The organism is Curtobacterium sp. 458, assembly GCF_030406605.1.
In the GTDB taxonomy this organism is placed as follows: domain Bacteria; phylum Actinomycetota; class Actinomycetes; order Actinomycetales; family Microbacteriaceae; genus Curtobacterium.
Window position 1 is genome coordinate 2,315,226 of sequence record NZ_CP129104.1, and the last position, 22,800, is coordinate 2,338,025.

The following is a 22,800-nucleotide window of genomic DNA, read 5'->3' on the forward strand; positions in this document are numbered from 1 at the left end:
GGTCTAGAGCTCCTGCGCGAAGTTGCCCTGCAGCCGGGAGAACACCCGCTGCGCGCCGAGGAGGCAGGCGACGCCGATGACGAAGGCGATGCCGAGACGGAGCATGAGGTGCTCCGGGTAGACGACGTCCTTCGGGTCGTGCAGCCAGATGGCGTTCTGCATCCCGAGGACGGACAGCGTGAGGGGGTTGTTCGTGTAGACGGCGAGGATCCAGTCGACCTTGAGCCGCTCCACGACCATCGCGTACGAGTAGACGATCGGCGATGCCCAGAGCAGCACCATGAGCCCGACGTCGATGACGAACTGCACGTCGCGCAGGTAGACGTTGAGCGCTGCGAGGACGAGCCCGATGGCCGCGCCGTAGACGAGGATCACGAGCAGCGACGGGATGAGGTAGACGAGTCCCTCGTGCCACGGGAACACCCCGATGACGAGGGTCGCCGCGATGAGGATGGCGAACTGGATGACGTAGTTCACCAGGGCGGCGCCCACGCTCGCGAGCGGGAACACCTCGCGCGGGACGTAGACCTTCTTGATGAGGCCCGAGTTGCCGACGATCGACCCGGTCGACCCGGCGACGATCTCGCTGAAGAGCGTGTAGGCGCTGAGGCCCGTGAAGACGTAGATCGCGAAGTTGTCGATGCCCTTGGCCGCGCCGAGGATCTGCCCCATGACGAAGTAGTAGATGAGGAGCTGCGTCAGCGGCCGGACCAGCGTCCACACGAAGCCGAGCGCCGAGTCCTTGTACCGCGCCTTGAGGTCGCGCCGGACGAGCATGCCGAGCATCTCGCGCTGCCGGAAGACGTCGCGCAACTCGCGCCACGTCCCTCGGATCGCACTCGTCGGAGCACCGACGACGACGAGGGGCTCCTGCGCGAGCGCAGCCATGCGGTTGTGATCGACCATGCGTCTCTTCGTTCGTGGGGGCAGGACCGGGACAGCATACTCGGCGCCCCTCCCGGGCCGGCTGGAGCGGCAGGGGACCCGGACCGTGCGTGCGCTGGACTGCACGACGACTGTCGTGCACCCCGTGCGGGGGTGATTCCGGTCGGAACCAACCCTCAACCTTCACTTTCGGGTTACCGTGGGCGCAACCCGGACCCTTGTCAACATCCACAGGACGGCCCGTCAGCATGCTCTTCGCTCCACGGCCGATCGCTGCGTTCGCGGTGGTCGGCGCGCTCACCTTCCTCGCGGCCGGGTGTTCCGCCGGCGACGGCGACCCGGCTCCCTCCGCGTCCTCGACGGCCTCGGCGACCACGTCGTCGAGCCCGACGGCGACCGCCCCCAGCACCGACGGCAGTGCCTCGGCGGCCCCGGCGGACGACGCGACGTCCGGCGTCGGCGGCGGCACCGGCTCCGACGACGGCGGCGGCGGCGCATCCGACGACGACACCCCCGGCGCGTTCCCGGGCTCGGGGGAGACCGCGCAGCCGGACACCGACCCGGCCGACTTCCCGGCGATCGCGGTCGTCACGTTCGCGGGTTGGGACGCCGCGAGCCGGACGCTGCAGGCCGGCGGCCTCGTCTCCGGCACGACGAACGCCTCGGGCACGTGCACCTTCACCGCGACGAAGGGCGGCACGACCCGCACCGCCACGAGCTCCGCGCAGTCCAGCCCGAGCGCGGTCAACTGCGCGCAGGTGTCCTTCCCGGCCGCGAAGGTGTCCTCGGGCACCTGGTCGATCACACTCCAGTACTCGGTCGGGTCGAAGTCGACCACGTCCGACCCGATGACGGCGGAGGTGCCGTGATGCAGACCACCCGACCCCGCCGACGTCCCCTGCGGACCTCGCTCGCGATGGTCGCCGCGCTCGCGGTGGCCGTGACCGGGCTCACGTTCGGCACCGTGCTCGCGGAGCAGACCACGACCGAGACCGCATCGGCGGCGACCGCAAGCGCGTTCGACCCGGGCAACATCATCTCGGACGCGAACTTCTACAACGGGTCCGCGATGTCCGCGTCCGGCGTGCAGTCGTTCCTCAACAGCGTCGCGCCGAACTGCCGGCAGCAGTCCGGGGCGCCGAAGTGCCTGAAGGACTTCACGCAGAACGTCCCCGCGATCAAGGCCGTGGCCGGACGCTGCGCCGCGATCGCCGGCGGGACCAAGAGCGGCTCGACGATCATCGCGCAGGTCGGTGCGGCGTGCGGCATCAGCCAGAAGGCGCTCCTCGTCCTGCTGCAGAAGGAGCAGGGCATCGTCGCGACCAGTGCCCCGACGAACTGGATGTACCAGCACGCCACGGGCTTCGCCTGCCCGGACACCGCGCCGTGCGACCCGGCCTACCGCGGGTTCGCGCAGCAGGTCTACGCGGCGGCGCTGCAGTTCAAGCGCTACCAGGCCTCGCCGACGTACTGGGCGTACCAGGCCGGCCGGAACAACTCGATCCTGCTCAACCCGAACGCTGCGTGCGGCCGCAAGACCGTCTACATCAAGAACCAGGCGACGGCCGGGCTGTACATCTACACGCCGTACACGCCGAACACCGCCGCGATGAACAACCTCTACGGCTCCGGTGACGCCTGCTCCGCCTACGGCAACCGCAACTTCTGGCGCATGTACACGGACTGGTTCGGCTCGCCCACGGGTGGATCGTCGCCCTACGGCAACGTCGACTCGGTGACGGTCTCGTCGACCTCGCTGACCGTCTCCGGGTGGGCCGTCGACCCCGACGTGCTCACGAAGGCGCTCCGCGTGGCGTTCTACGTGGACGGCGTCGGCAAGCGCACCGTGACGGGCGACATCGCCCGCTCCGACCTGGCCGGGTCCCTCGGCGCCGGCAACACGAAGCACGGCTTCTCGACGACCCTGACCGGCATGAGCCAGGGCTCGCACTCGGTCTGCGTCTACGCGATCAACCAGGGCGCCGGTTCGAACACGATGCTCGGCTGCACGCCGTTCACCGTCACGAGCGCACCGCCGAAGGGCGTCCTCGACACCGCGAAGGGCGGGACCGGGACGATCGCGCTCAGCGGGTGGGTGCTCGACCCCGACTCCTCGAAGCCCGCGCCGTACCGCGTGCAGATCGACGGGAAGCAGGTCGTGAACGCGACCGCGAACGTCGTCCGGAACGACGTCGCCAAGGTCTACAAGGGCGTCGGGTCGACCGTGGGCTTCTCCACCACCGTCAAGAACGTGACGCCCGGCTCCCGCGTCGTCACGCTGTGGACGCAGGACAAGCCCGGCACCAGCTGGACGAAGGTCGCCACGAAGACCGCGACCGTCACGATGCCGACGACCGGTCCGACCGGGAAGACCGGCACGGTGAAGGCCCGGCTCGACCAGGCCACGCCCGCCGTCGGCAAGGTCACGGTCAAGGGCTGGGCCTTCGATCCCGACGTCTACGACCGGGTGCCCTACCGGGTCCTCGTCGACGGCAAGGTCGCGCAGACCGGCACCGCGAACGGCCGCCGCGCCGACGTCGAGAAGGTGTACCCGGGCTGGGGGCCGAACGTGGGTGTCCAGACGACCCTGACCGGCGTCGCGGCGGGCAAGCACACCGTCGCCCTGCAGGCGATGGACCGGCCGAGCGGCAAGTGGGTCGCCGTCGGGTCGAAGTCCGTGACGGTGCCCGCGGTGGCCGGAGCCACGGGCAAGACCGGGCCGGTCTACGGCGCGTACGACGTCGCGCGCGGCGGGAAGGGCACCATCACGGTCTCCGGCTGGGCGATCGACCCTGACACGGTGAACCCGGTGACCTACCGCGTCGACGTCGACGGGAAGACGGTGCACACCGCCCTCGCGTCCGGCACCCGGAAGGACGTCGAGCGCGCGCACCCGGGGTACGGGTCCGACGTCGGGCTGTCGGTGACCCTCACCGGACAGAAGGCCGGCCGGCACACCGTCGCCCTGTGGTTCCAGGACCTGCCGAGCGGCGCCTGGAAGCAGGCGGGGAGCAAGACCGCGACCGTCTCCTGACGAACGCCGGTGACGGACGGGAGGCGCGGTGCCAGCGGGCACCGCGCCTCCCGTCCGTCGCGTCGTGTCGTGATCGTCTGGTCGCGTCGCGTCGCGTCGCGTCAGCGGCGGAGCGCGCGGCGCGCGACCCGTCCCGCCCCGTGGAGCAGGCGGTACTCGAGGGACCGCGTCAGGGCGTCGTACCGGAGCGCGATCGCGTCGCGCTCCGCCTCGGCCGAGCGGCGAGCCGCGTCGAAGCCGGCGATCGCGTTCTCCGACACGATCAGACGCCGGTTGATGTCGTCGACCCCGGCACGGTGCACGTCGCGCTCGGCCGCGGTCGCCCGGAGTTCCTCGCGGAGCGCCGTGATCCAGCGGAGGGTCGCCGACCGCTGCCCCCGTCGTCCGCGGGCGGCCTCGACGGCGGCGTCGAGGGTCGGTCCGACCTGCTCGGCGCGGGCGGTGAAGGTGTGCCGGTCGAGCACGACGTCGCGGAGCCGCCCCACGAGCGACCGGCGCTCGTCCGCGGGCATCGCCAGCGCGGCCTCGAGCGACGCCGCGTCGTCGTACACCGGGACGTCCTCGAGTCCGAGTTCGTCGAGCCCGAGCGCGCAGTCGGTGACGGGCAGCGCACCCGCTGCGAGCGACTCGAACAGCCGTGAGTTCAGCGTCCCGTACTCGGCGGCGGGCGCGATGACGTCGTCGACGACGAACGCGGCCGCCCGGTAGACCTCCGGCAGGGCGAAGTAGGAGACCGCTGGCCTGAGCTCGACCCCGGGGGCGGGCGTCAGCAGGTCGGCGTTCGCCGCGAACCAGACGACGGGCTCGGCCGGGCGGACGGCCTCGAGCACGTCCTGCGCCCGGCGTCGCACACCCCAGAAGTTGACCGTGGTGACGGCGCGCCCGCTCCTCGCGGACTCGTCACCCGTGCTGAAGAGGTCGGGGTCGGCGGCGATCGGCACGACCTCGACCGGGCCGCTGCGGTGCGCTGCGACGGCGTCCCGGGCGATCGCCGACGACGTCCACACCACGTCGAACTCGTCGAGGTAGGGGAGTGCGGCCCACTGCGCCGTCCAGTTCCGGACCCAGGCGACGAGCGCCGTGCTCGCCGGGACGAGCCCCGGTACGAAGGACTCGATCATGCTGACGAGCACGGAGGTGTCCTCGGGCACCTCCTCGGTCCACCGCTCGACGGGCCAGAGCGCGACGCCCCAGCCGTCCGCCCGGAGCGCCCGCGCCAGGCCGAGCGCCACGTAGAGGTCGCCCTTGCCCTCGGTCGGGTCAGCGGTCGACACCGCGAAGCGGACCGTGCCGCGCGGTCCCTCGGCGTGCGCACCGGCCGCGATCGCGGTGTACTCGGCCTCCAGCGGGGAACGGGCGGGGGCGGCGGGGATGGCGTGCGTCGTCACCTGCGACATTGTGCACGAACGACGGCGCGACGTCGGCGATCGCCACGGTCGGCCTTGTAGGGTGTCCTCGGCCGTCGGCAGCCCTGGGTTGCCGTTGACACGAGCACGCCTCGGTGCGTGCGAACAGCTGGAGGAACCGCGTGAGCGAGCGCAAGGCCGGAGTCGTCTCCGTCGTCCTGGTCAACTACAAGGGCACGGACGACACCCTCACGAGCATCGCGGAACTGCGGAAGCAGGACTGGCCGCAGGACAAGCTCGAGGTCATCGTCGTCGAGAACGGGTCCGGGCCGGAGCACCTCGGCCGCCTCAAGGCATCGGACCTCGACTTCACCCTCGTCGACGCGAACGCCAACCTCGGCTTCACGGGCGGCTGCAACCTCGGTGTCGCGAAGTCCTCCGGCGAGGTCGTGGCGTTCCTCAACAACGACGCCCGCCCCGACGTCGGCTGGGTGCGCGAGGCGATGGCGACGTTCGCCTCGGGCGCGGACATCGGTGCCGTGGCGTCGAAGGTCCTCGACTGGGAGGGCGTGAACGTCGACTTCACCGAGGCCGCGATGACCTGGTACGGCATGGGCTACAAGCCCTTCGCCGGGTCGCCCGACACCGGTCGGTGGGAGAGCGAGACCGACGTCCTCTTCGGCACCGGCGCCGCGATGTTCATCCGCGCGGAACTCTTCGAGCAGCTCGGCGGGTTCGACGATCGCTACTTCATGTTCTACGAGGACGTCGACCTCGGGTGGCGGCTCAACCTCCTCGGGTGGCGGTTCCGCTACCAGCCGCGGTCGGTCGCGTTCCACAAGCACCATGCCTCCATGAACAAGTTCGGAGACTTCCGCGAGACGTACCTGCTCGAACGGAACGCCCTCTTCACGCTCTACAAGAACCTCGGCGACGAGCAGCTCGCGGCAGCGCTGCCCGGGTCCCTCGCCCTCGCGGTCCGTCGGGCGGTCGGACGCGGCGAACTCGACTCGACCGAGCTCGACCTGCGCAACCCCGGCGACGACAGCGTCCCCACGATCCCGGTGCCGAAGACGAGCATGGCCGGCATCTACGGCGTCGACCAGTTCGTCGAGCAGCTGCCCTCGATGACCGAGTCGCGGCGCCGGATCCAGGCGACCCGTGTCCGCAGCGACCGCGAACTGCTCCGGCTGTTCGGCAACCGCGACGAGCCCGCCTACCCGATCGAGAACTACCTCGCCGGCTACGACAAGATCGTGCACTCGCTCGGCGTGCTCGAGGTCGGGACCCGTCGGCGGGTGCTCATCATCACCGGCGACGCCGTCGGCGAGAAGATGGCCGGCCCCGCGATCCGCGCGACCCAGATGGCGAAGGAGCTCGCCAAGGAGCACGACGTCCGTGTGGTCAGCCTGACGCGTTCGGAGCAGATCGATGCGTCGTACGAGGTCGTCACCGTCCCGCACCGCCACCCGCGCCAGATGGTCGAGCACGAGGCGTGGGCCGACGTCATCGTCGTGCAGGGTCACGCGCTCCGGTTGTTCCCGGTGCTCGAGTCGACGCGGAAGATCCTGGTCGTCGACGTCTACGACCCGCTGCACCTCGAGCAGCTCGAGCAGGGCCGCAGCGACGACGTCGACCAGTGGAACCGCCAGGTCCTCGACGCGTCGGACACGCTCAACCACCAGCTCGAGCTGGGCGACTACTTCATCTGCGCCTCCGAGCGACAGCGGATGTTCTGGCTCGGCCAGCTCGCCGGATCCGGTCGGGTGAACGCCCGCACGTACTCGCGGGACCCCGACCTCCGCTCGCTCATCGGGGTCGTCCCGTTCGGCCTGTCGTCGACGCCGCCCGTGCACGACGTGCAGCGGGTCAAGGGCGTCGTCCCCGGCATCGGCAAGAACGACAAGCTCGTCGTGTGGGGCGGCGGCATCTACGACTGGTTCGACCCCATCACGCTGGTCCGGTCGATCGGCCAGCTCGCGGCGAAGCGCCCGAGCGTGAAGCTGTTCTTCATGGGCGTCCAGCACCCGAACCCCGACGTGCCCGAGATGGACATCGTCGCGAAGGTCCGGGCCGAGGCCGACGCCCTCGGCCTCACCGGCAAGAACGTGTTCTTCAACGAGAACTGGATCCCGTACCAGGAGCGCGGCGCGTACCTGCTCGAGGCGGACGCGGGCGTCTCCACGCACTACGAGCACCTCGAGACCACGTTCTCGTTCCGCACCCGGATCCTCGACTACCTGTGGGCTCGACTGCCGATCGTCACGACCGCCGGCGACTCCTTCGGCGACCTCGTCGCCGCGGAGAAGCTCGGCATCGCGGTGCACGAGCAGGACGTCGCCGGGCTGGCCGACGCCCTCGAGACCGCGCTCTTCGACAAGAAGGCGCGCGCGGAGTTCATCGCGAACGTCGACCGCGTGCGGGAGCAGTTCACGTGGGAGAACGTCCTCGAGCCGCTCGTCGAGTTCTGCCGCAACCCGATCCGTGCCGCGGACAAGTCCGTCCGCGACGCCGGGATCGCCGTGACGCCGCACGAGATGCGCGTCCGGGTCCCCGACCGGAAGAAGCTCTACGGGGTCCGTCACGACCTCGGCCGCGCGGTGCACTACCTCCGCACCGAGGGGCCGCGGAGCGTCGCCGGGAAGATCAAGCGCCGGCTGCAGAACCGATGAGCGCCGCCGACGCCCCCGCCCTGGTCGTCGTCCCGACGTACGACGAGGCAGAGAACATCCGTGCGATCGCCGACGCGATCCTGGGCCAGGTGCCCACCGCGCACCTGCTCGTCGTCGACGACGGCAGCCCCGACGGCACGGGCGACATCGTCCGCACCATGGCCGCCGAGGACGACCGCGTCCACCTGCTCCAACGGTCCGGCAAGCTCGGCCTCGGCACCGCGTACGTCGCGGGCTTCCGGTGGGGGCTCGAGCGCGGCTACCCGCTGCTCGTGGAGATGGACGCCGACGGCTCGCACCCGGCCGACCGCCTGCCCGCGATGATCGACGCCGTGCAGGGCGCGGACGACGTGCTGCTCGCGATCGGGTCGCGCTGGGTCGCCGGCGGGTCGGTGGTCGACTGGCCGCTCCGCCGCGAAGTCCTCAGCCGCGGTGCGAACACCTACGCGCGGATCATGCTCGGGATCGCCGTGCACGACGTCACGGCCGGGTTCCGCGTGTACCGCGCGAGTGCGATCGCGGCGATGGACCTCGACTCGATCGACTCGAAGGGCTACTGCTTCCAGGTCGACATGACGCTGCGGGTGGACGCCCAGGGCGGTCGCATCGTCGAGGTGCCGATCCGCTTCCGCGACCGCATCCACGGCGTCTCGAAGATGAGCGGTGGCATCGTGTTCGAGGCCATGTTGCGCGTTACTCAGTGGGGCCTCCAGCGCCGCTTCGGCCGCCGCCGCTGACCGCGACCCGCTGACCGCGACCCGGTGACCGCGATCCGGTGACCGCGATCCGCTGACCGCATCCGGCCGACGCGACCCGCACGCGGGGCGCGCCACGCGGCGTACCACGCGGCGCACCGCGCCCGGCGCGCCACCCGCCAGGACGGGAGGCGCCGGACGGGGCGAGCCGTGCCTCCAGGCCGGTGCTCGGACGCTCGCCCCGAGCCGTCAGGCGCTCAGACCCGGGGCAGGTGCCTCCGCCACGAGCGCCGCCGCGCCGCGACGACGAGCACGGTGACGAAGACCATGAGTCCCGCCCCGTGCAGGAGGTAGCTCTCGGCCGTGCTCGTGACCGCGAGGAGGACCAGGACGGCCGCCGGCCAGACGTAGGCCACGCCGGGGAACGTCGTCGCGGTCACCCAGGCCCGCGCGAACGCGAGGACGGCGGTGATGCCGAGCAGGATCGTCCCCGCGAGCCCGATCTGCAACCAGGCGTCCACGAACGCGTTGAGCGCCGAGGTGAAGCGCTCGCCCGCCGGGTCGATGAAGGTGACGTAGGGGACCACGGCCTCCTGCGGCCACGTGCCCACCCAGCCCCAGCCTTGAATCGGGTACTGCGTCGTCAGGGAACGGATCTGTGCCCAGAGGTCGATGCGGGTCGCCGTCCCGCCCGCCGCGCCGATCTCGGCGAGCACCCGGTGCCTGGCGATGACCCCCACCGCGACCATCGCCAGGACCGCGGCGCCCAGGACGCCGTTCACGACGGGTCGTGCGGTCGGTCGCGCGTGCCGCAGTGCCCACAGTGCGAGGGCCGTCACGGCCAGGGCGATCATGGCGAGGCCCGTGATGGGGGACTGCACGAGCATGAGGGCGATCACGGCGAGGGCGGTCGACGCCACGGCGCGCCAGACGGTCACGGAGCGGGTGAGGAACTCGACGACGAACGTGACCAGGGCCATCGCCGCGATGAACCCCATGAAGTTGCGGGTGCCGCCGATGCCCTGGATCGGTCCGCCGTACGCGATGTCGCCGCGGATGCCGAAGGCGGGGATCGGGACGTCGAGCACGAGGCCCGAGAGGACCTCGAGGCCGAGGGCGACGACGAGCAGGATCCGGAACGCGTCACCGGAGGCGCGGATGACCTGCACGAGGTCGCGTCCGAGCGCGAGGTACAGACCGAGCCCGACGAAGCAGACCGTGGCCGTCAACCCGCGGAGGGCGACCCACGAGTACTGGCTCCAGAGGACGCTGAGCGCGCAGTAGCCGACGAACGCGAGCAGCGACAGGGGGAGCACCCCGTGCCACTCGATCCGGTACCGCTGACCGAGGAGGCTGAGCCCGGCGAGCACCACGAGGGTGACGAGCACCGCCCACGTGCCGGCACCGCCGACGAGCGCGGTGACGGTGGGCTCGCCGAACGCGAAGAGGACGATCACGGTCGCGAGGGCCTGGCTGAACCGCCCGCCCGCCGAGAACCCGATCCAGGCCGAGAGGTACCGGCGCGCCTGCACGCGTCTGGTCACCCGGCTGTCCGTCACCCGTCCATCTTCGCGTACCGCGCGGGCGCCGTCGTGCCACCCGACGGCCGGTCGCTATCCACGAAGCGCGATATCGACGATACGATCTGGCCGTGCAGCACAGGGGGACGGTCCGGACCACCGTCGTCGCGGGGCTCGGCGCGGTGCTCGTGGGCCTGGTCGTCGCCGTCGTCGGCTGGTGGCGGCTCGGGCCCGTCGCGGCTCGGACGGTGTGGGCCGAGGACGGTGGGGTGTTCCTCCGCGAGCGCGTGGCGGACGGCCCGTGGGACCTCCTGCAGCCGTACGCCGGGTACCTCCACCTCGTGCCGCGGATCGTGGTCGATGCCGCGTGGACGCTGCCCGTCGAGCGGTACGCGCTCGCGCTGTCGCTGGGTTCCTGCTGCGTCGTCGGGGTGGCCGCTGCGCTCGTGTTCGTGCTCGCCCGGCAGGTCGTCGGCCCCTGGCCGCTCCGGGCCCTGCTCGCCGCGGTGCCGGCGCTGCTGCCGCTCGCACCGTACGAGATCGCCGGGAACACCGCGAACCTGCACTGGTTCCTGCTCGCACTCGCACCGTGGGTGTTCGCGTACCGCGCCCGGAGCTGGCGGGCGACGGCCGGCCTCGCCGTCGTCGCCGCGGCCGTGACGCTCACCGAGCCGCAGACGGTCCTGTTCCTGCCGCTCCTCCTCCTCGCCTGGTTCCCGCGTCCCGCCCGACGAGGCGGACGCCCGGACCTGCTGGCGCTGCCCGTCACGGTGGTGGCACTCGGCGGCGCGGCGGCGCAGGTGGTCGTGTCGCTGTCCACCCCGCGGACCCCGGCGTCCGCGACCCCGCGGCCGCTCGACGTCGTGGCGGGGTTCCTCCTGCAACCCGTCAACGGGCTGTTCCGATCGAGTGCGGGGGACGTCGTCCGGTCGGTCCTCGCGCACGGCTGGGGGGTCGCGGTCGTGCCGGCACTCGTCGTCGCAGCGCTGCTCGTCGCGGCCGTCGTCGTCGGGCCCACCCGGGCGCGGTGGATCGTGGTCGCCCTGGCCGGTGCGTCCTTCGCCGTGTGGGTCGCGGCGCTGTACGCGAACGGCGTCGACTCGCCGTGGGCGACGCCCACGCCCGTGCTCGCCGCGGCGCGCCCCCTGCGCTACGCGGCGGCGAGCGGGCTGCTGCTGCTCTCCTCGGTCGCGACCGCCGCCGGCGTGCTCGTCACGTGGGCCGACGGGCGTGGCGGTCCCCGCAGCGGACCCCGGCCGGGAGGCACGGCTCGGCTCGTCGGCGCGGCCGTCGGCTGGTGCGCGGTCGCGGTCGTCGTGACCTCGGCGGTCGTCGGGACCGCTCCGCAGCTCCTCGACCACGCGCAGCCGGCTTCCCGCCGAGCGGCCGGCCCCGAGTGGGCACCCCAGCTCCCCGCGGCGGCGGCCGCCTGCCGTGCGGACCCCGACCTCGACGTGGCGCGCGTCCGCACGGCGCCGTGGGGTGCGTCGGTGCCCTGCGAACGGTTGCGCTGACGCGGACGCGCGGAGTCGCCCGTCGGCCCGCGCGGTGGCCGGACCGCCGGCCGGACCGCTCAGGCGCGCGGTGCCGGGAGTCGTCGGAAGGCGCGTCGGGCGGGCGGGGTGCGGGGCCCGTCGCCCGTCGACGCCGGCTCGTCACCGACGAGCACGATGCGCGACTTGATCGCGAGGAGCGCGAAGAGGATCCAGTTCCCCTGGTACAGGAGCCGCGACTCGGCGACCGACTGCACGAGCAGCGCGACGACGACGAGGAGCGGGAAGAGCGTCACGGGGTCGAACGGACGCTGCTCGAGGCGAGCGTCGTACCCGATCCGCGTCGCGCCGGCCCAGCCCCGGTGCAGGGTCGTCAGGGCGTAGATCGCGAAGAGGACGAGACCGATGATGCCCGTCTGCATCCACACGTCGAGGTACGCGTCGTGCGCCTGCAGGTACGTCACACCCTTGCGGTGTGCGAGGTCGGCGAGGGTCGGGATGCTCGGCCACCAGTAGCCGATCCACCCCCAGCCGACGACCGGGTGCTGGTCGACGAGTCCGAGGACCTTCGCCCAGATCTCACCGCGGCCCGTCGCGTCCGAGCCCTTGCCGAGGAGCTCCGACACCGCACCGCGCGCGACGAAGGCGACCGCCGCGAGCACGAGGGCGGCGGCCGCGACGACGAGGTAGCGCGGCGTGCGGCGGTCCGTGGGCGTCCGGCGGATCCAGAGCGCCACGACCAGCACGAGCGCGACGACGACCGCGGCCGCGGCGACCGTGGACGACCGGGTGAGGAGGAACACGACGGCGGCGACGACCAGCCACCCGATGGCGCGTGCCCGACGGATGCGACCCTCGGCGAGCTGCACCCCGACGGCGATCGCCGCGAGCAGGGCCACCATCGCCAGGAGGTTCGCGTTGCCCGGCAGCCCCTGGATGCGGCCACCGGTGAAGAGCTCGGCGCGCGAGAAGTAGAAGGCGTCCGGGATCTTCGCGTCCCCGTAGTCGGTCCACGCGGGAGCGATCGGGTGCCGGAGCACGACCGCGACGAAGGCCTCGAAGAGCAGTGACAGCGCGAGGACCCAGCGCATCGCGAGGCTCGTCGCGTCGAGGATGCGGCGCCAGGTCAGGGTCGAGGCGACCGCGAACGCCACCGCGGCGCAGACGACCTGCACCACGATGCTCGGCAGGGTCGCGTACCGCCAGTGCGACCAGACCAGCGACACCAGGCACCAGGCGAGGAAGAACCACAGCGACCGGGGGGTCCGGGTCAGCGGCGGCTTCGCGCGGACGAGGATCGTGATGCCCCAGGCGGCGACGAGCGCCCAGAGGACGCCGGCGCCGACCCAGGTGAGGGTGTTCGGCACCGCGTCGCCGGCGAACACCACACCGAGCAGGGTGCTCGCGAACGCGAACGCCTCCCGCTCCGGAACCGTCCCTCGAGCCACCGGCCACGTGTTCGTCACGTCGTCAGGGTACCGTCGCGCGCCCGCCGGTAGGCTCGCCGCATGTTCCTCGGCATCACCAACACCCCGCGCGACTACGCGTGGGGGTCCGTCACCGCGATCCCCGAGCTCCTCGGCCGCACCGTCACCGGCGCACCCCAGGCCGAGCTCTGGCTCGGCGCCCACCCGGGCAGCCCGAGCGTCGTGGTGAACCCGGCGATGGTCGGGGGAGCCGACACGCTGCTCGACTGGATCGCCGCGGAGCCGGAGGACGCCCTCGGCACGGGGCGCACCGGCCTGCCCTTCCTCCTCAAGGTCCTCGCCGCGGCCGCCCCGCTCTCGCTGCAGGCGCACCCGACCCCGGAGCAGGCACGCGAGGGCTACGAGCGCGAGGAGGCCGCCGGCGTCCCGATCGACGACCCGGCCCGGAACTACAAGGACCCGTTCCCGAAGCCCGAGCTCGTCGTGGCGCTGAGCGAGCGCTTCGAGGCCCTGAGCGGCTTCCGCCCGGTGGCCGAGACGACGGCCGACGTCGAGCGGCTCGACGCGGGCTCCGGCCGTCTCGGCCCGCTCGTCGCGCACCTCGGGCAGGGCCTCGAGGACACCGTGCGCTGGCTCGAGACCGCCGACGAGGGCGCGCTCGCCGTCGTGCGGGCCGTGAGCGACCTCGCCGCCGCGGTCCCCGACGACGAGGCCGGGCCGAACATCCGCACGGTCCGCGACCTCGCGGCGGCGTACCCGGGCGACCCCGGCATCGTGGTGTCGCTGCTCATGCACCGCGTGACGCTCCGGACCGGGGAGTCGATGTACCTGCCCGCCGGGAACATCCACGCCTACCTCGACGGACTCGGCATCGAGCTCATGGCGCCGTCCGACAACGTCCTCCGCGGGGGGCTGACACCCAAGCACGTCGACGTGCCGGAGCTCCTGCACGTCCTCGACTTCACCGCGTACCCGGCGCCGGTCCTCGAGCCCGAGCACCTCGCACCAGGGGTCGACCGCTTCGCCCCCGACGGCGTCGGCTTCGCGCTCGTGCGGGTCACGGGTGACGGCGGCCCGGTCGGGCTCGGCACGGGTGGTGTCGCGCCCCTGGACGGCCCCTCGATCGCGATCTGCACCGAGGGCGTGGTGACGCTCGTCGGTGCGACGAGCGCGACGCTGCTCCGCCAGGGCGAGGCCTGCTACGTCACGCCGGACGAGGGCGACGTCACGGTCGAGGCCGACGCGGCGTCGGGCCTGACGTCGACGGTGTTCATCGCGACGGGTGCGTGAACACGCACGTCTGACGCCCCTGGGGGACACCCCGGTCCGCTAGCGTGACGACCATGAGTTGGCTGGTCACCGGCGGTGCCGGGTACATCGGGTCCCACGTCGTCCGAGCGCTGCGGGCGGCGGGCATCGACACCGTCGCGCTCGACGACCTGTCGAGCGGCTTCCGCGGCTTCGTGCCGGAGGACGTGCCGTTCGTCGAGGGCACGATCCTCGACGGCGACCTCGTGCGCCGGACGCTCCGGGAGCACGCCGTCACCGGGGTCGTGCACGTCGCCGGCTTCAAGTACGCGGGCGTCTCGGTCGAGCGTCCGCTGCACACGTACGAGCAGAACGTCACGGGCATGACGACGCTCCTCCGCGCGATGGCGGACGAGGGCGTCACGAAGGTCGTGTTCTCGTCGAGCGCCGCCGTGTACGGCACCCCGGACGTCGACACGGTCGTCGAGTCGACCCCGAAGGCACCCGAGTCGCCCTACGGCGAGTCGAAGCTCATCGGCGAGTGGCTGCTGCGGGACATGGAGGTCGCCCGCGGCTTCACCACGACCTCGCTGCGCTACTTCAACGTCGTCGGCTCCGGCGAGCCGGACCTCTACGACGCCAGCCCGCACAACCTCTTCCCGCTCGTGTTCGACGCGCTGCTCGCCGGTCGGACCCCGCGGATCAACGGTGACGACTACCCGACCCCGGACGGCACCTGCGTGCGGGACTACGTGCACGTGGCCGACCTCGCGCACTCGCACGCCGTGGCCGCGCGCAAGCTCGAGGCGGGGGAGCCGCTCGACCGGGCGTACAACCTCGGCAGCGGCGACGGCGTGAGCGTCCGCCAGATCATGGACGCGATGGCGAAGGGCACCGGGATCGCCTTCGAGCCCGAGGTCGCTCCGCGGCGCCCGGGTGACCCCGCGCGCATCGTCGCGACGGGCGAGGCGGCGGCCCGTGACCTCGACTGGGCGATGCGGCACTCCCTGGACCAGATGGTGTCCAGCGCGTGGGAGGCGCGCCGGAGCGTCGCTCGAGCGTGACCTGATCCGGACCTGGCGTGTCCCCCGAAACCCGGACAGAACGCGGGCGACACGCCAGGACGGGGGACATGACACGCCGCAACGGTCAGGCGCTTCTATGATCCGCGACTTGACTCTCGGGAATCACACCGCTGTAATTACAGGCAACGACGGCAACCCGTCGTGGTCCGTCACAAGTCGTCAGGGGTGATCAGGGTGAACGGTTCCGACTTCAGCGCCGGTGTTCCGGAGGACTGGCACGTCGACCCGGTGTCGCTCGGCGTCCCGGGCGTCCGCCGCACGGAGACCGACGACGAGGAGAACCCGCTCGCCTGGCAGGCGGACTCGCTGTGCGCGCAGACCGACCCCGAGGCGTTCTTCCCCGAGAAGGGCGGATCGACGCGTGAGGCGAAGAAGATCTGCACCTCGTGCGAGGTCCGGGCGCAGTGCCTCGAGTACGCGCTCGAGAACGACGAGCGCTTCGGCATCTGGGGTGGTCTCTCCGAGCGCGAGCGTCGCAAGCTCCGCAAGAGGGCGTAGCCGCCGGGAGGCACCCTGCGCGACCGGCGCACACCGTGCGGTGATGGCTCCCACAGGTTCACGGCGCGCCGCCGTCCGCGACGGACCGCGTGCCTCCAGACCGTAGAGTGACGCCCGTCATGCAGCCCAGCGTCTCCCAGCCCCGTGTCACCGCGATCCTCGTCGCCGCCGACGGCGGCGACCACCTCGACCGCACCCTCGACGCGCTGGCCCGGCAGACCCGCCACCCCGAGGGTCTCGTCGTCGTCGACGCGGGATCGACCGACGGCTCCACGGCGGGACTCGAGTTCGGCGGTTCGGCCGCTCTGGTCCGCCTGTCGACGCGCCGGACCTTCGTGCAGGCGGTCGCCACGGGCGTCCGCGAGGTCGCTCCAGCCGACGGCGACGGTGGTCCGGCCGACGAGTGGCTCTGGTTCCTCGGGCACGACAACGCACCGGCTCCCGAGGCGCTGGCCGAACTCCTCACCGCGGTCGAGATCGCGCCGTCCGTCGTGGTCGTCGGCCCGAAGCTCGTGCACGACGACGACCCCTCCCGCATCCGCGACTTCGGCGAGAGCATGACCAGGACCGGACGGTCCCTCGTGCTCGTGCAGGACGAACTCGACCAGGGTCAGCACGACCGGTACACCGACGTCCTCGGCGTCGCGGCGGCCGGCATGCTCGTCCGGCGGTCCGTCTGGGAGCAGCTCGGCGGGTTCGACCCGGCGCTGCCCGACGTCGACGCCGCACTGGACCTCTGCGTACGGGCGCGTCTCGCGGGACACCGCGTGGCGGTGGTCCCGGAGGCCCGGGTCTCGAGTGCCGGCCCGGTCGAGGAGTTCGGTCGCAAGCGGTTCTCCGAGGGCAAGCGCGTGCGGCTGCACCGTCAGGCGCAGCTCCACCGCCGGCTGACCTACGCCCCGGCGTGGACCCTCTGGCTGCACTGGCTGACGCTCGTCCCGTTCGCGGTCGCGCGTGCGGTCGGGCACCTCGTCGCGAAGCACCCGGCCGCCGTCACGGGCGAGCTCGCCGCCGCCTTCGCGGTCGCGTTCGGGAGCGGGGTCGGACGGGCGCGGAAGGTGCTCGCGCGCAACCGCACCGTCGGGTGGGCCGCGATCGAGCCGCTCCGCGTGAGCTGGCGCCGCCTGCACGAGCGCCGGACGACGTCCCGCGACGTCGAACTCGCACGCGTCGAGGACGCCCCGATCGCACGCGCCTCGTTCCTCGGCGACGGCGGGGTCTGGGTGGTGCTCGCCGCGGCCGTGCTGAGCGTCGTGACGCTGTACCCGTTGCTCGGGTCGCCGGCGCTGACCGGTGGCGGGCTCCTGCCGCTGTCGAGTTCGGTCGGTCGGCTGTGGCAGAACGTCGGCTACGGCTGGCACTCCCTCGGTACCGGCTTCACCGGTCCGAGCGACCCGTTCACCGCGGTCGTCGCGGTCCTCGGCTCGATCACGTTCTGGTCGCCGTCGACCTCGGTCGTGCTCGTCATGCTGCTCGCGTTCCCGGTGTCCGCGCTCGGCGCGTGGTTCGCCGTGCGCAAGGTCACGACCCGGACCTGGGTGCCGGTGATCGGCGCAGCGCTGTACACGATCGCGCCGACGCTCGTCGGGGCGGTCACGAGCGGGCACCTCGGTGCCGTCATCGCGCACCTGACGCTGCCGTGGCTGTTCCTCGCGCTCCTCGAGGCCCACCGGTCGTGGGCGTGGGCCGCCGGCGCCGCCATCCTCTTCGCGGTCGTCGCCGCCTCGGCGCCGTCCCTGCTCCCGGTGCTCCTGCTGACGTGGCTCGTCGCACTGGTCGTCGGCTGGCGGCGGGCACACCGCCGCATCTTCATCCCGGTGCCGGCCGCGGTCCTGTTCCTGCCGCTGCTCCTGGCGCAGGTGGCCAGGGGCAACCCGCTCGCCGTCCTCGCCGACCCCGGCGTGCCGTCCGCGACCCGCGCGCCGTCGGCGTTCCAGCTCGCCATCGGGCAGCCCGTGCCGGACTGGAGCGGCTGGCTGCCGCACACCGAGTCGCTCGCCCTCGTCGCGTGGGTGCTGCCGGTCGTCATGGCCGTCCTGGCGCTCCCGGTGGCGGTCGCGGCACTCGGCGCGATGCTCGGGCACCGCTGGGCCGTCGCGGGCGCCGCGCTCGTCGTCGGCCTGCTCGGGTACGCCACGGCCTTCGGCGCCACGCAGCTCACGGTCACGGGCGTCGGCTCCACGACCACCATCGTCTGGCCAGGGAGCGGGCTGAGCGTGTACTGGCTCGGCATCGTCGCAGCTGCCTGCATCGGCCTCGACGTGCTGCCGAGACTCGCTCCGGTCGCGGGGCTCGTGGCGACGGTCCTCGCCGGCGTGACCGTCGCACCGGCGTTCGCCGCGTTCTACCTGCAGACCGCCACCATCCAGCCGACGAGCGGGCGCGTGCTCAGTGCCTACGTCAACGCCGAGGCACAGGCGAACCCGGACGTCGGCACGCTCGTCGTCGACCCGCAGCCCGACGGCTCGCTGTCCGTCTCGCTCGAACGCGGGCAGGGCTCCACGCTCGACGACCAGTCGACGCTGGACTCGACGGCGCTGACCCTCAGCCGTTCGGGGGAGCAGCTCACGACGCTCGCGGGCAACCTCGCGAGCCGCAGCGGCTACGACCCCCGCCCGGCGCTCCGCTCGCTCGGGATCAGCTTCGTGCTGCTCGACGACGCCGGTTCCGACCCGCTGGCGCAGACCGTGCACGACCGCGCCGCGGGGGCGATCGGCCAGAACGCGCTCTTCACGAGCATCGGCGAGACCACGAACGGCCAGCTGTTCCACTTCGACGGCGAGGTCGACCGGACCTCCACCGGCTCCGCGGCCGCCCAGGCCACGCACGTCGCCTACCTCGTCGTCCTCGGCGTGGTGTTCGGCGCCGCAGCGTTGCTCGCGGTGCCCACCGCACCCCGCCGGCGCCGCGCCACCTCGAACCGCATCGAGGCCGAGGAACCCGCGACCACCTTCGACGAGGAGCGTGACGAATGAGCGCCAGCACCCCCGCCACCGTCCGCCGCTGGTTGGTCCGCGGCACCGCCACCGCGGTCGCCGTGGTCGTCGCCGCCGGCACCGTGACGGTGGCGCACGCCATCGGGACCGAGTCGACCCCCGGCCGTCCCGCCGGACAGACGGTCACCCCCGTCGCGGCCGACGCGCAGCGGGTCTGCGCGGGCAACGCACTGCGGCTCTCGGACGACGCGGGCAACGACGCGACCAAGGCGAGCCCGGTCGGCAGCGCCACCGTGGCCACGGCGACGACGGGCGACTCCGTCGAGCGGTCCGACCTCGGCGTGGACGACTCCGGCAGCAGCGACCCCCGGCTCCTCACCGCGCCGGCCGGCTCCACGACGCCGCAGGTCGCGGGCAGCAGCTACCAGAGCGTCTCCGATGGTGACCTCGTCGGCGTCGGAGCCGCGTCGTGCGACGACCCCGCGCAGTCGACCTGGCTGGTCGGGGGCTCGACCGAGACCGGACGCACGAGCCTCATCACGCTCGCGAACCCCACCGACGTGAACGCCACCGTCGACCTCGCGATCTACGACGGCTCCGGCACCGTGAGCGCCCCGGGGACGACCGGCATCGTGGTCGCCCCGCGGAGCCAGAAGGTCGTGCCGCTGTCCGGCTTCGTCTCCGACCAGGGCTCGACCGTCGTCCACGTCGAGTCCTCCGGTGGGCAGATCGTCGCGCACATGCAGGAGACGGTGGTGCGGACGCTCACCCCCGGTGGCTTCGACATCGTGTCCGGCGGCGCCGCTCCGAGCACGTCCCAGATCATCCCCGGGGTCGTCCTCGAGGGCGCCGACGCCGCCCAGCGCGGCGACGACACCGCGGACGCCGCCCCGGTGGTCCGGCTCTTCGTCCCCGGCACCACCGCGGCCCGGGTGACGCTCGGGATCACGACGGCGGACGGCGGCGGCTCCACCGTGAACGCCACGGCCGAGCCGGGCATCGTGACCGACGTCACGCTCGACGACTTCCCGGACGGGCGGTACTCGCTCACGATCAGCTCGACGGTGCCGGTCGTCGCGGGCGCCCGCACCACGACGCCGACCCAGGACGACGCGACCGACCTCGGCTGGTTCGCGTCGGCCGAGCCGCTCGGGGACGACGTCGTCACCGCGGTCGCGCCCGGTGACGGTGCACAGCTGACCCTCGTCAACCCGACGCGTGCGGACGCCGACGTCACGATCGCCTCCGGCGACGAGGAGCGGCAGGTGTCCGTCGTCTCCGGGGCCACCGTGACCGTCCCGGCGCCGACCGCGAAGCAGCTGACGATCACGGGCGCCGCGGGGCTCGTGGCCGGGGTGACCTACCAGAACGACGACGGGATCGCGGGCTTCCCGGTGCGGCCGTCGACGGCCGTCTCGACCCCGGTGCGCGTCTACCCGTGAGCGGGGAACGCGCGGCCCGCTGGGTGCATCGGGTGCGCTGGGTCCGTCGGGTCCGTCGGGCCCGTCACCAGTGCCGGTAGCGGTCCGGTGCCAGGTCCCACGGGTCCTTGTCGATCAGCTCGCCGACCGCGCGGAACACGGCGGTCTCGACGATGATCCGGCGGTCCACGTCGTCCTTCTCGGGGCTGCGGGTCACCCGCTCCACGGGGACGCGGAACACCGTGACCCGCTTGCCGGCCCGGTCGACCCGCCACCGCGGCATCCGGTCCGGCAGGGTCGGGTCGGTCGGCATGTCCGCGACCTGGAACACGACGCCCGCGAGCTCGTCCGGCCACAGCTGCACGAGGTAGTGCGCGGTGTCACCGACGATCCGGTCGAACGCCTCCGCCCGCGTGGTGAGCGGTGCGAGGTCCGGTCCGGTCACGCTCGAACGACCACCGCGTCCGTGCCGGGAACGGCCCCGGCCTCGGTCGACCGGGGTGACGAGCGGGGGCTTGCGACGCATCCCGTCATCGTACGCGGGCGCAGGGGTCCGGGACCCACCCGGTAGGGTCGGTACCGGTATGGACGTACGGATCTGCAGCAAGGTCGCCTGTGGCGCGAGCGCGTCGGCGACCCTGACGTACGACTACGGGGACTCGATGGTCGTCGTCGGCCCGCTCTCGACGCGGGTCGAGCCGCACGGTTACGACCTGTGCGCGCGGCACGCCGCGCGGCTCCGGGTGCCGCGGGGGTGGCGCGTCGTTCGACGCGAGCCGCTCCGCGAAGCCGACTGAGGCACCGGCCTGGAGGCCCTGCTCGCGTGACCGACGTCGGGTCGCGCACCGTGCCTCCCGGCCGTCACCGCCGTGGCGTGCTCCGCGCATCGCACCGCGTCGCGCACACCACGCGCCGACGCGCGCGTGGAAGACTGGCGCCATGACCATCGAGTCCCGCACCGAAGCACCGTTCCGCGTCGCCGACCTCTCGTTGGCCGAGGCCGGACGCCACCAGATCCGCCTCGCGGAGAACGAGATGCCGGGGCTGATGGCCCTGCGCGAGGAGTTCGGCGCCCGGCAGCCCCTCGCTGGTGCCCGCATCGCCGGGTCGCTGCACATGACGGTGCAGACGGCGGTGCTCATCGAGACGCTCGTGGCCCTCGGCGCGACGGTGCGCTGGGCGAGCTGCAACATCTTCTCGACGCAGGACGAGGCCGCCGCGGCGGTCGTCGTCGGCCCGACCGGGACGGTCGACGAGCCCGCGGGCGTGCCGGTGTTCGCGTGGAAGGGCGAGACGCTCGAGGAGTACTGGTGGTGCACGAACCGGATCTTCGACTGGAGCGCCGAGGCGGCGTCCGCCGGAGCGGACTGGATCGGCCCGAACCTCATCCTCGACGACGGCGGCGACGCGACGATGCTCGTGCACACCGGTGCCGACGCAGAGGCCGCCGGGCGCGTGCCCGAGGCCGGACCCGACGCGAGCGCCGAGTGGCGGATCGTCCTCGACACCGTGGCGGCGTCGCTCCGGGACTCCGCGGACCGCTGGACCCGGATCGCCGCGGACATCGAGGGCGTGACCGAGGAGACCACCACGGGGGTGCACCGCCTCTACGAGCTGTCGCGCGACGGGAAGCTCAAGTTCCCGGCGATCAACGTCAACGACTCGGTGACCAAGTCGAAGTTCGACAACAAGTACGGCATCCGGCACTCGCTGCCCGACGGCCTGAACCGGGCGACCGACGTCCTCATCGGCGGCAAGGTCGCGTTCGTCGTCGGGTACGGCGACGTCGGCAAGGGCGCGGCGGAGGCCCTCCGCGGCCAGGGCGCCCGGGTCATCGTTTCCGAGGTCGACCCGATCTGCGCGCTGCAGGCGGCGATGGACGGCTACCAGGTCGCGCGGCTCGCGGACGTCGCGGGTGAGGTCGACATCGTGGTGACGTGCACGGGCAACCTCGGCGTCGTCGGGGTCGAGGACATGCTCGCGTTGAAGCACCTCGCGGTCGTCGCGAACGTCGGGCACTTCGACAACGAGATCGACATGGCGGGGCTCGAGGCGCTACCCGGGGCCGAGAAGGTCGAGATCAAGCCGCAGGTGCACGAGTGGCGGCTGCCGAACGGTCGCTCGATCCTGGTGCTCTCCGAGGGGCGCCTGATGAACCTCGGCAACGCCACCGGGCACCCGTCGTTCGTCATGAGCAACTCGTTCACGAACCAGGTCCTCGCGCAGATCGAGCTGCACACCCGGCGGGACGCGTACCCGACCGGGGTGTACGTGCTGCCGAAGCACCTCGACGAGAAGGTCGCGCGCCTGCACCTCGACGCCCTCGGGGTCCGGCTGACCTCGCTGCGGCCCGAGCAGGCGGCGTACATCGGTGTGCCGGTCGAGGGGCCGTACAAGCCGGAGCACTACCGGTACTGACGCGGCGGGGTGCGGGGACGCGCGGCGGCCGCGCCGCGCGCGAGCGCAGGGCCCGCAGCGCGCGGGGCGAGCGGGGCGGCCGCGCCGCGGGCGAGCGCAGGGCGCGCGGGGCTCGGGGCGCG

The 22,800-nt window shown here is 72.6% G+C and carries 17 protein-coding genes; 12 read left to right on the forward strand and 5 right to left on the reverse strand.

What is annotated here, in order from left to right:
* Positions 1-3: 3 nt before the first annotated feature.
* On the reverse strand, positions 4-906 hold the full coding sequence (locus QPJ90_RS11470) for an ABC transporter permease (protein ID WP_290131351.1): 903 nt from the start codon (positions 904-906) through the stop codon (positions 4-6).
* A gap of 227 nt (positions 907-1,133) precedes the next feature.
* Here QPJ90_RS11470 and QPJ90_RS11475 point away from each other — a divergent pair, with 227 nt between their 5' ends.
* Together QPJ90_RS11475 and QPJ90_RS11480 are read left to right on the forward strand one after the other, a co-directional pair.
* The gene (locus QPJ90_RS11475; protein WP_290131352.1) at positions 1,134-1,754 is read left to right on the forward strand and encodes a hypothetical protein; all 621 of its coding nucleotides are present in this window, start codon (positions 1,134-1,136) and stop codon (positions 1,752-1,754) included.
* Positions 1,754-3,919, forward strand: coding sequence for a hypothetical protein (locus QPJ90_RS11480; RefSeq protein WP_290131353.1), 2,166 nt, complete (start codon positions 1,754-1,756; stop codon positions 3,917-3,919). Before QPJ90_RS11475 ends, QPJ90_RS11480 begins: the two co-directional genes overlap by 1 nt.
* Positions 3,920-4,020: 101 nt before the next feature.
* Here the strand turns inward: QPJ90_RS11480 and QPJ90_RS11485 are convergent, their stop codons facing one another.
* On the reverse strand, positions 4,021-5,307 hold the full coding sequence (locus tag QPJ90_RS11485) for a glycosyltransferase (protein WP_290131354.1): 1,287 nt from the start codon (positions 5,305-5,307) through the stop codon (positions 4,021-4,023).
* A 140-nt stretch (positions 5,308-5,447) separates the two neighbouring features.
* Between QPJ90_RS11485 and QPJ90_RS11490 the strand changes: the two genes are divergently transcribed.
* Together QPJ90_RS11490 and QPJ90_RS11495 are read left to right on the forward strand one after the other, a co-directional pair.
* Positions 5,448-7,937 (forward strand): glycosyltransferase, encoded by a 2,490-nt coding sequence (locus QPJ90_RS11490; RefSeq protein ID WP_290131355.1) that lies wholly within the window; start codon positions 5,448-5,450, stop codon positions 7,935-7,937.
* The gene (locus tag QPJ90_RS11495; protein ID WP_290131356.1) at positions 7,934-8,674 is read left to right on the forward strand and encodes a polyprenol monophosphomannose synthase; all 741 of its coding nucleotides are present in this window, start codon (positions 7,934-7,936) and stop codon (positions 8,672-8,674) included. Before QPJ90_RS11490 ends, QPJ90_RS11495 begins: the two co-directional genes overlap by 4 nt.
* 215 nt (positions 8,675-8,889) lie before the next feature.
* Here QPJ90_RS11495 and QPJ90_RS11500 read toward each other — a convergent pair whose 3' ends face one another.
* Positions 8,890-10,176: an O-antigen ligase family protein gene (locus QPJ90_RS11500; RefSeq protein ID WP_290131357.1), complete on the reverse strand. Its 1,287-nt coding sequence runs from the start codon at positions 10,174-10,176 to the stop codon at positions 8,890-8,892.
* A 107-nt stretch (positions 10,177-10,283) separates the two neighbouring features.
* Between QPJ90_RS11500 and QPJ90_RS11505 the strand changes: the two genes are divergently transcribed.
* On the forward strand, positions 10,284-11,666 hold the full coding sequence (locus tag QPJ90_RS11505; protein WP_290131358.1) for a hypothetical protein: 1,383 nt from the start codon (positions 10,284-10,286) through the stop codon (positions 11,664-11,666).
* A gap of 59 nt (positions 11,667-11,725) precedes the next feature.
* Here QPJ90_RS11505 and QPJ90_RS11510 read toward each other — a convergent pair whose 3' ends face one another.
* Positions 11,726-13,111 carry an O-antigen ligase family protein gene (locus QPJ90_RS11510; RefSeq protein WP_290131359.1) on the reverse strand — a complete coding sequence of 462 codons (1,386 nt, stop codon included), beginning with the start codon at positions 13,109-13,111 and terminating at the stop codon, positions 11,726-11,728.
* A 42-nt stretch (positions 13,112-13,153) separates the two neighbouring features.
* Between QPJ90_RS11510 and manA the strand changes: the two genes are divergently transcribed.
* The 5 genes from manA to QPJ90_RS11535 all read left to right on the forward strand — a co-directional run bounded on the left by manA (position 13,154) and on the right by QPJ90_RS11535 (position 20,281).
* The gene (gene manA, locus QPJ90_RS11515) at positions 13,154-14,362 is read left to right on the forward strand and encodes a mannose-6-phosphate isomerase, class I (protein ID WP_290131360.1); all 1,209 of its coding nucleotides are present in this window, start codon (positions 13,154-13,156) and stop codon (positions 14,360-14,362) included.
* A gap of 53 nt (positions 14,363-14,415) precedes the next feature.
* The gene (gene galE / locus QPJ90_RS11520; RefSeq protein ID WP_290131361.1) at positions 14,416-15,384 is read left to right on the forward strand and encodes a UDP-glucose 4-epimerase GalE; all 969 of its coding nucleotides are present in this window, start codon (positions 14,416-14,418) and stop codon (positions 15,382-15,384) included.
* 195 nt (positions 15,385-15,579) lie between these two features.
* Positions 15,580-15,903 carry a WhiB family transcriptional regulator gene (locus QPJ90_RS11525; protein ID WP_290131362.1) on the forward strand — a complete coding sequence of 108 codons (324 nt, stop codon included), beginning with the start codon at positions 15,580-15,582 and terminating at the stop codon, positions 15,901-15,903.
* A 119-nt stretch (positions 15,904-16,022) separates the two neighbouring features.
* Positions 16,023-18,878 (forward strand): glycosyltransferase, encoded by a 2,856-nt coding sequence (locus QPJ90_RS11530; RefSeq protein ID WP_290131363.1) that lies wholly within the window; start codon positions 16,023-16,025, stop codon positions 18,876-18,878.
* Positions 18,875-20,281, forward strand: coding sequence for a DUF5719 family protein (locus tag QPJ90_RS11535; RefSeq protein WP_290131364.1), 1,407 nt, complete (start codon positions 18,875-18,877; stop codon positions 20,279-20,281). The genes QPJ90_RS11530 and QPJ90_RS11535 overlap by 4 nt, the downstream gene beginning before the upstream one ends.
* A 64-nt stretch (positions 20,282-20,345) precedes the next feature.
* On the opposite strand, the gene QPJ90_RS11540 is transcribed toward QPJ90_RS11535, so the two are convergent.
* Positions 20,346-20,786, reverse strand: a complete 441-nt coding sequence (locus QPJ90_RS11540; RefSeq protein ID WP_290131365.1) for a metallopeptidase family protein — start codon at positions 20,784-20,786, stop codon at positions 20,346-20,348.
* A 58-nt stretch (positions 20,787-20,844) separates the two neighbouring features.
* Between QPJ90_RS11540 and QPJ90_RS11545 the strand changes: the two genes are divergently transcribed.
* Entirely contained in the window at positions 20,845-21,057 is a 213-nt protein-coding gene (locus tag QPJ90_RS11545) for a DUF3499 family protein (RefSeq protein WP_058726834.1), read from the forward strand.
* 142 nt (positions 21,058-21,199) lie between these two features.
* Positions 21,200-22,678, forward strand: a complete 1,479-nt coding sequence (gene ahcY / locus QPJ90_RS11550; protein WP_290131366.1) for an adenosylhomocysteinase — start codon at positions 21,200-21,202, stop codon at positions 22,676-22,678.
* Positions 22,679-22,800: the final 122 nt, after the last annotated feature.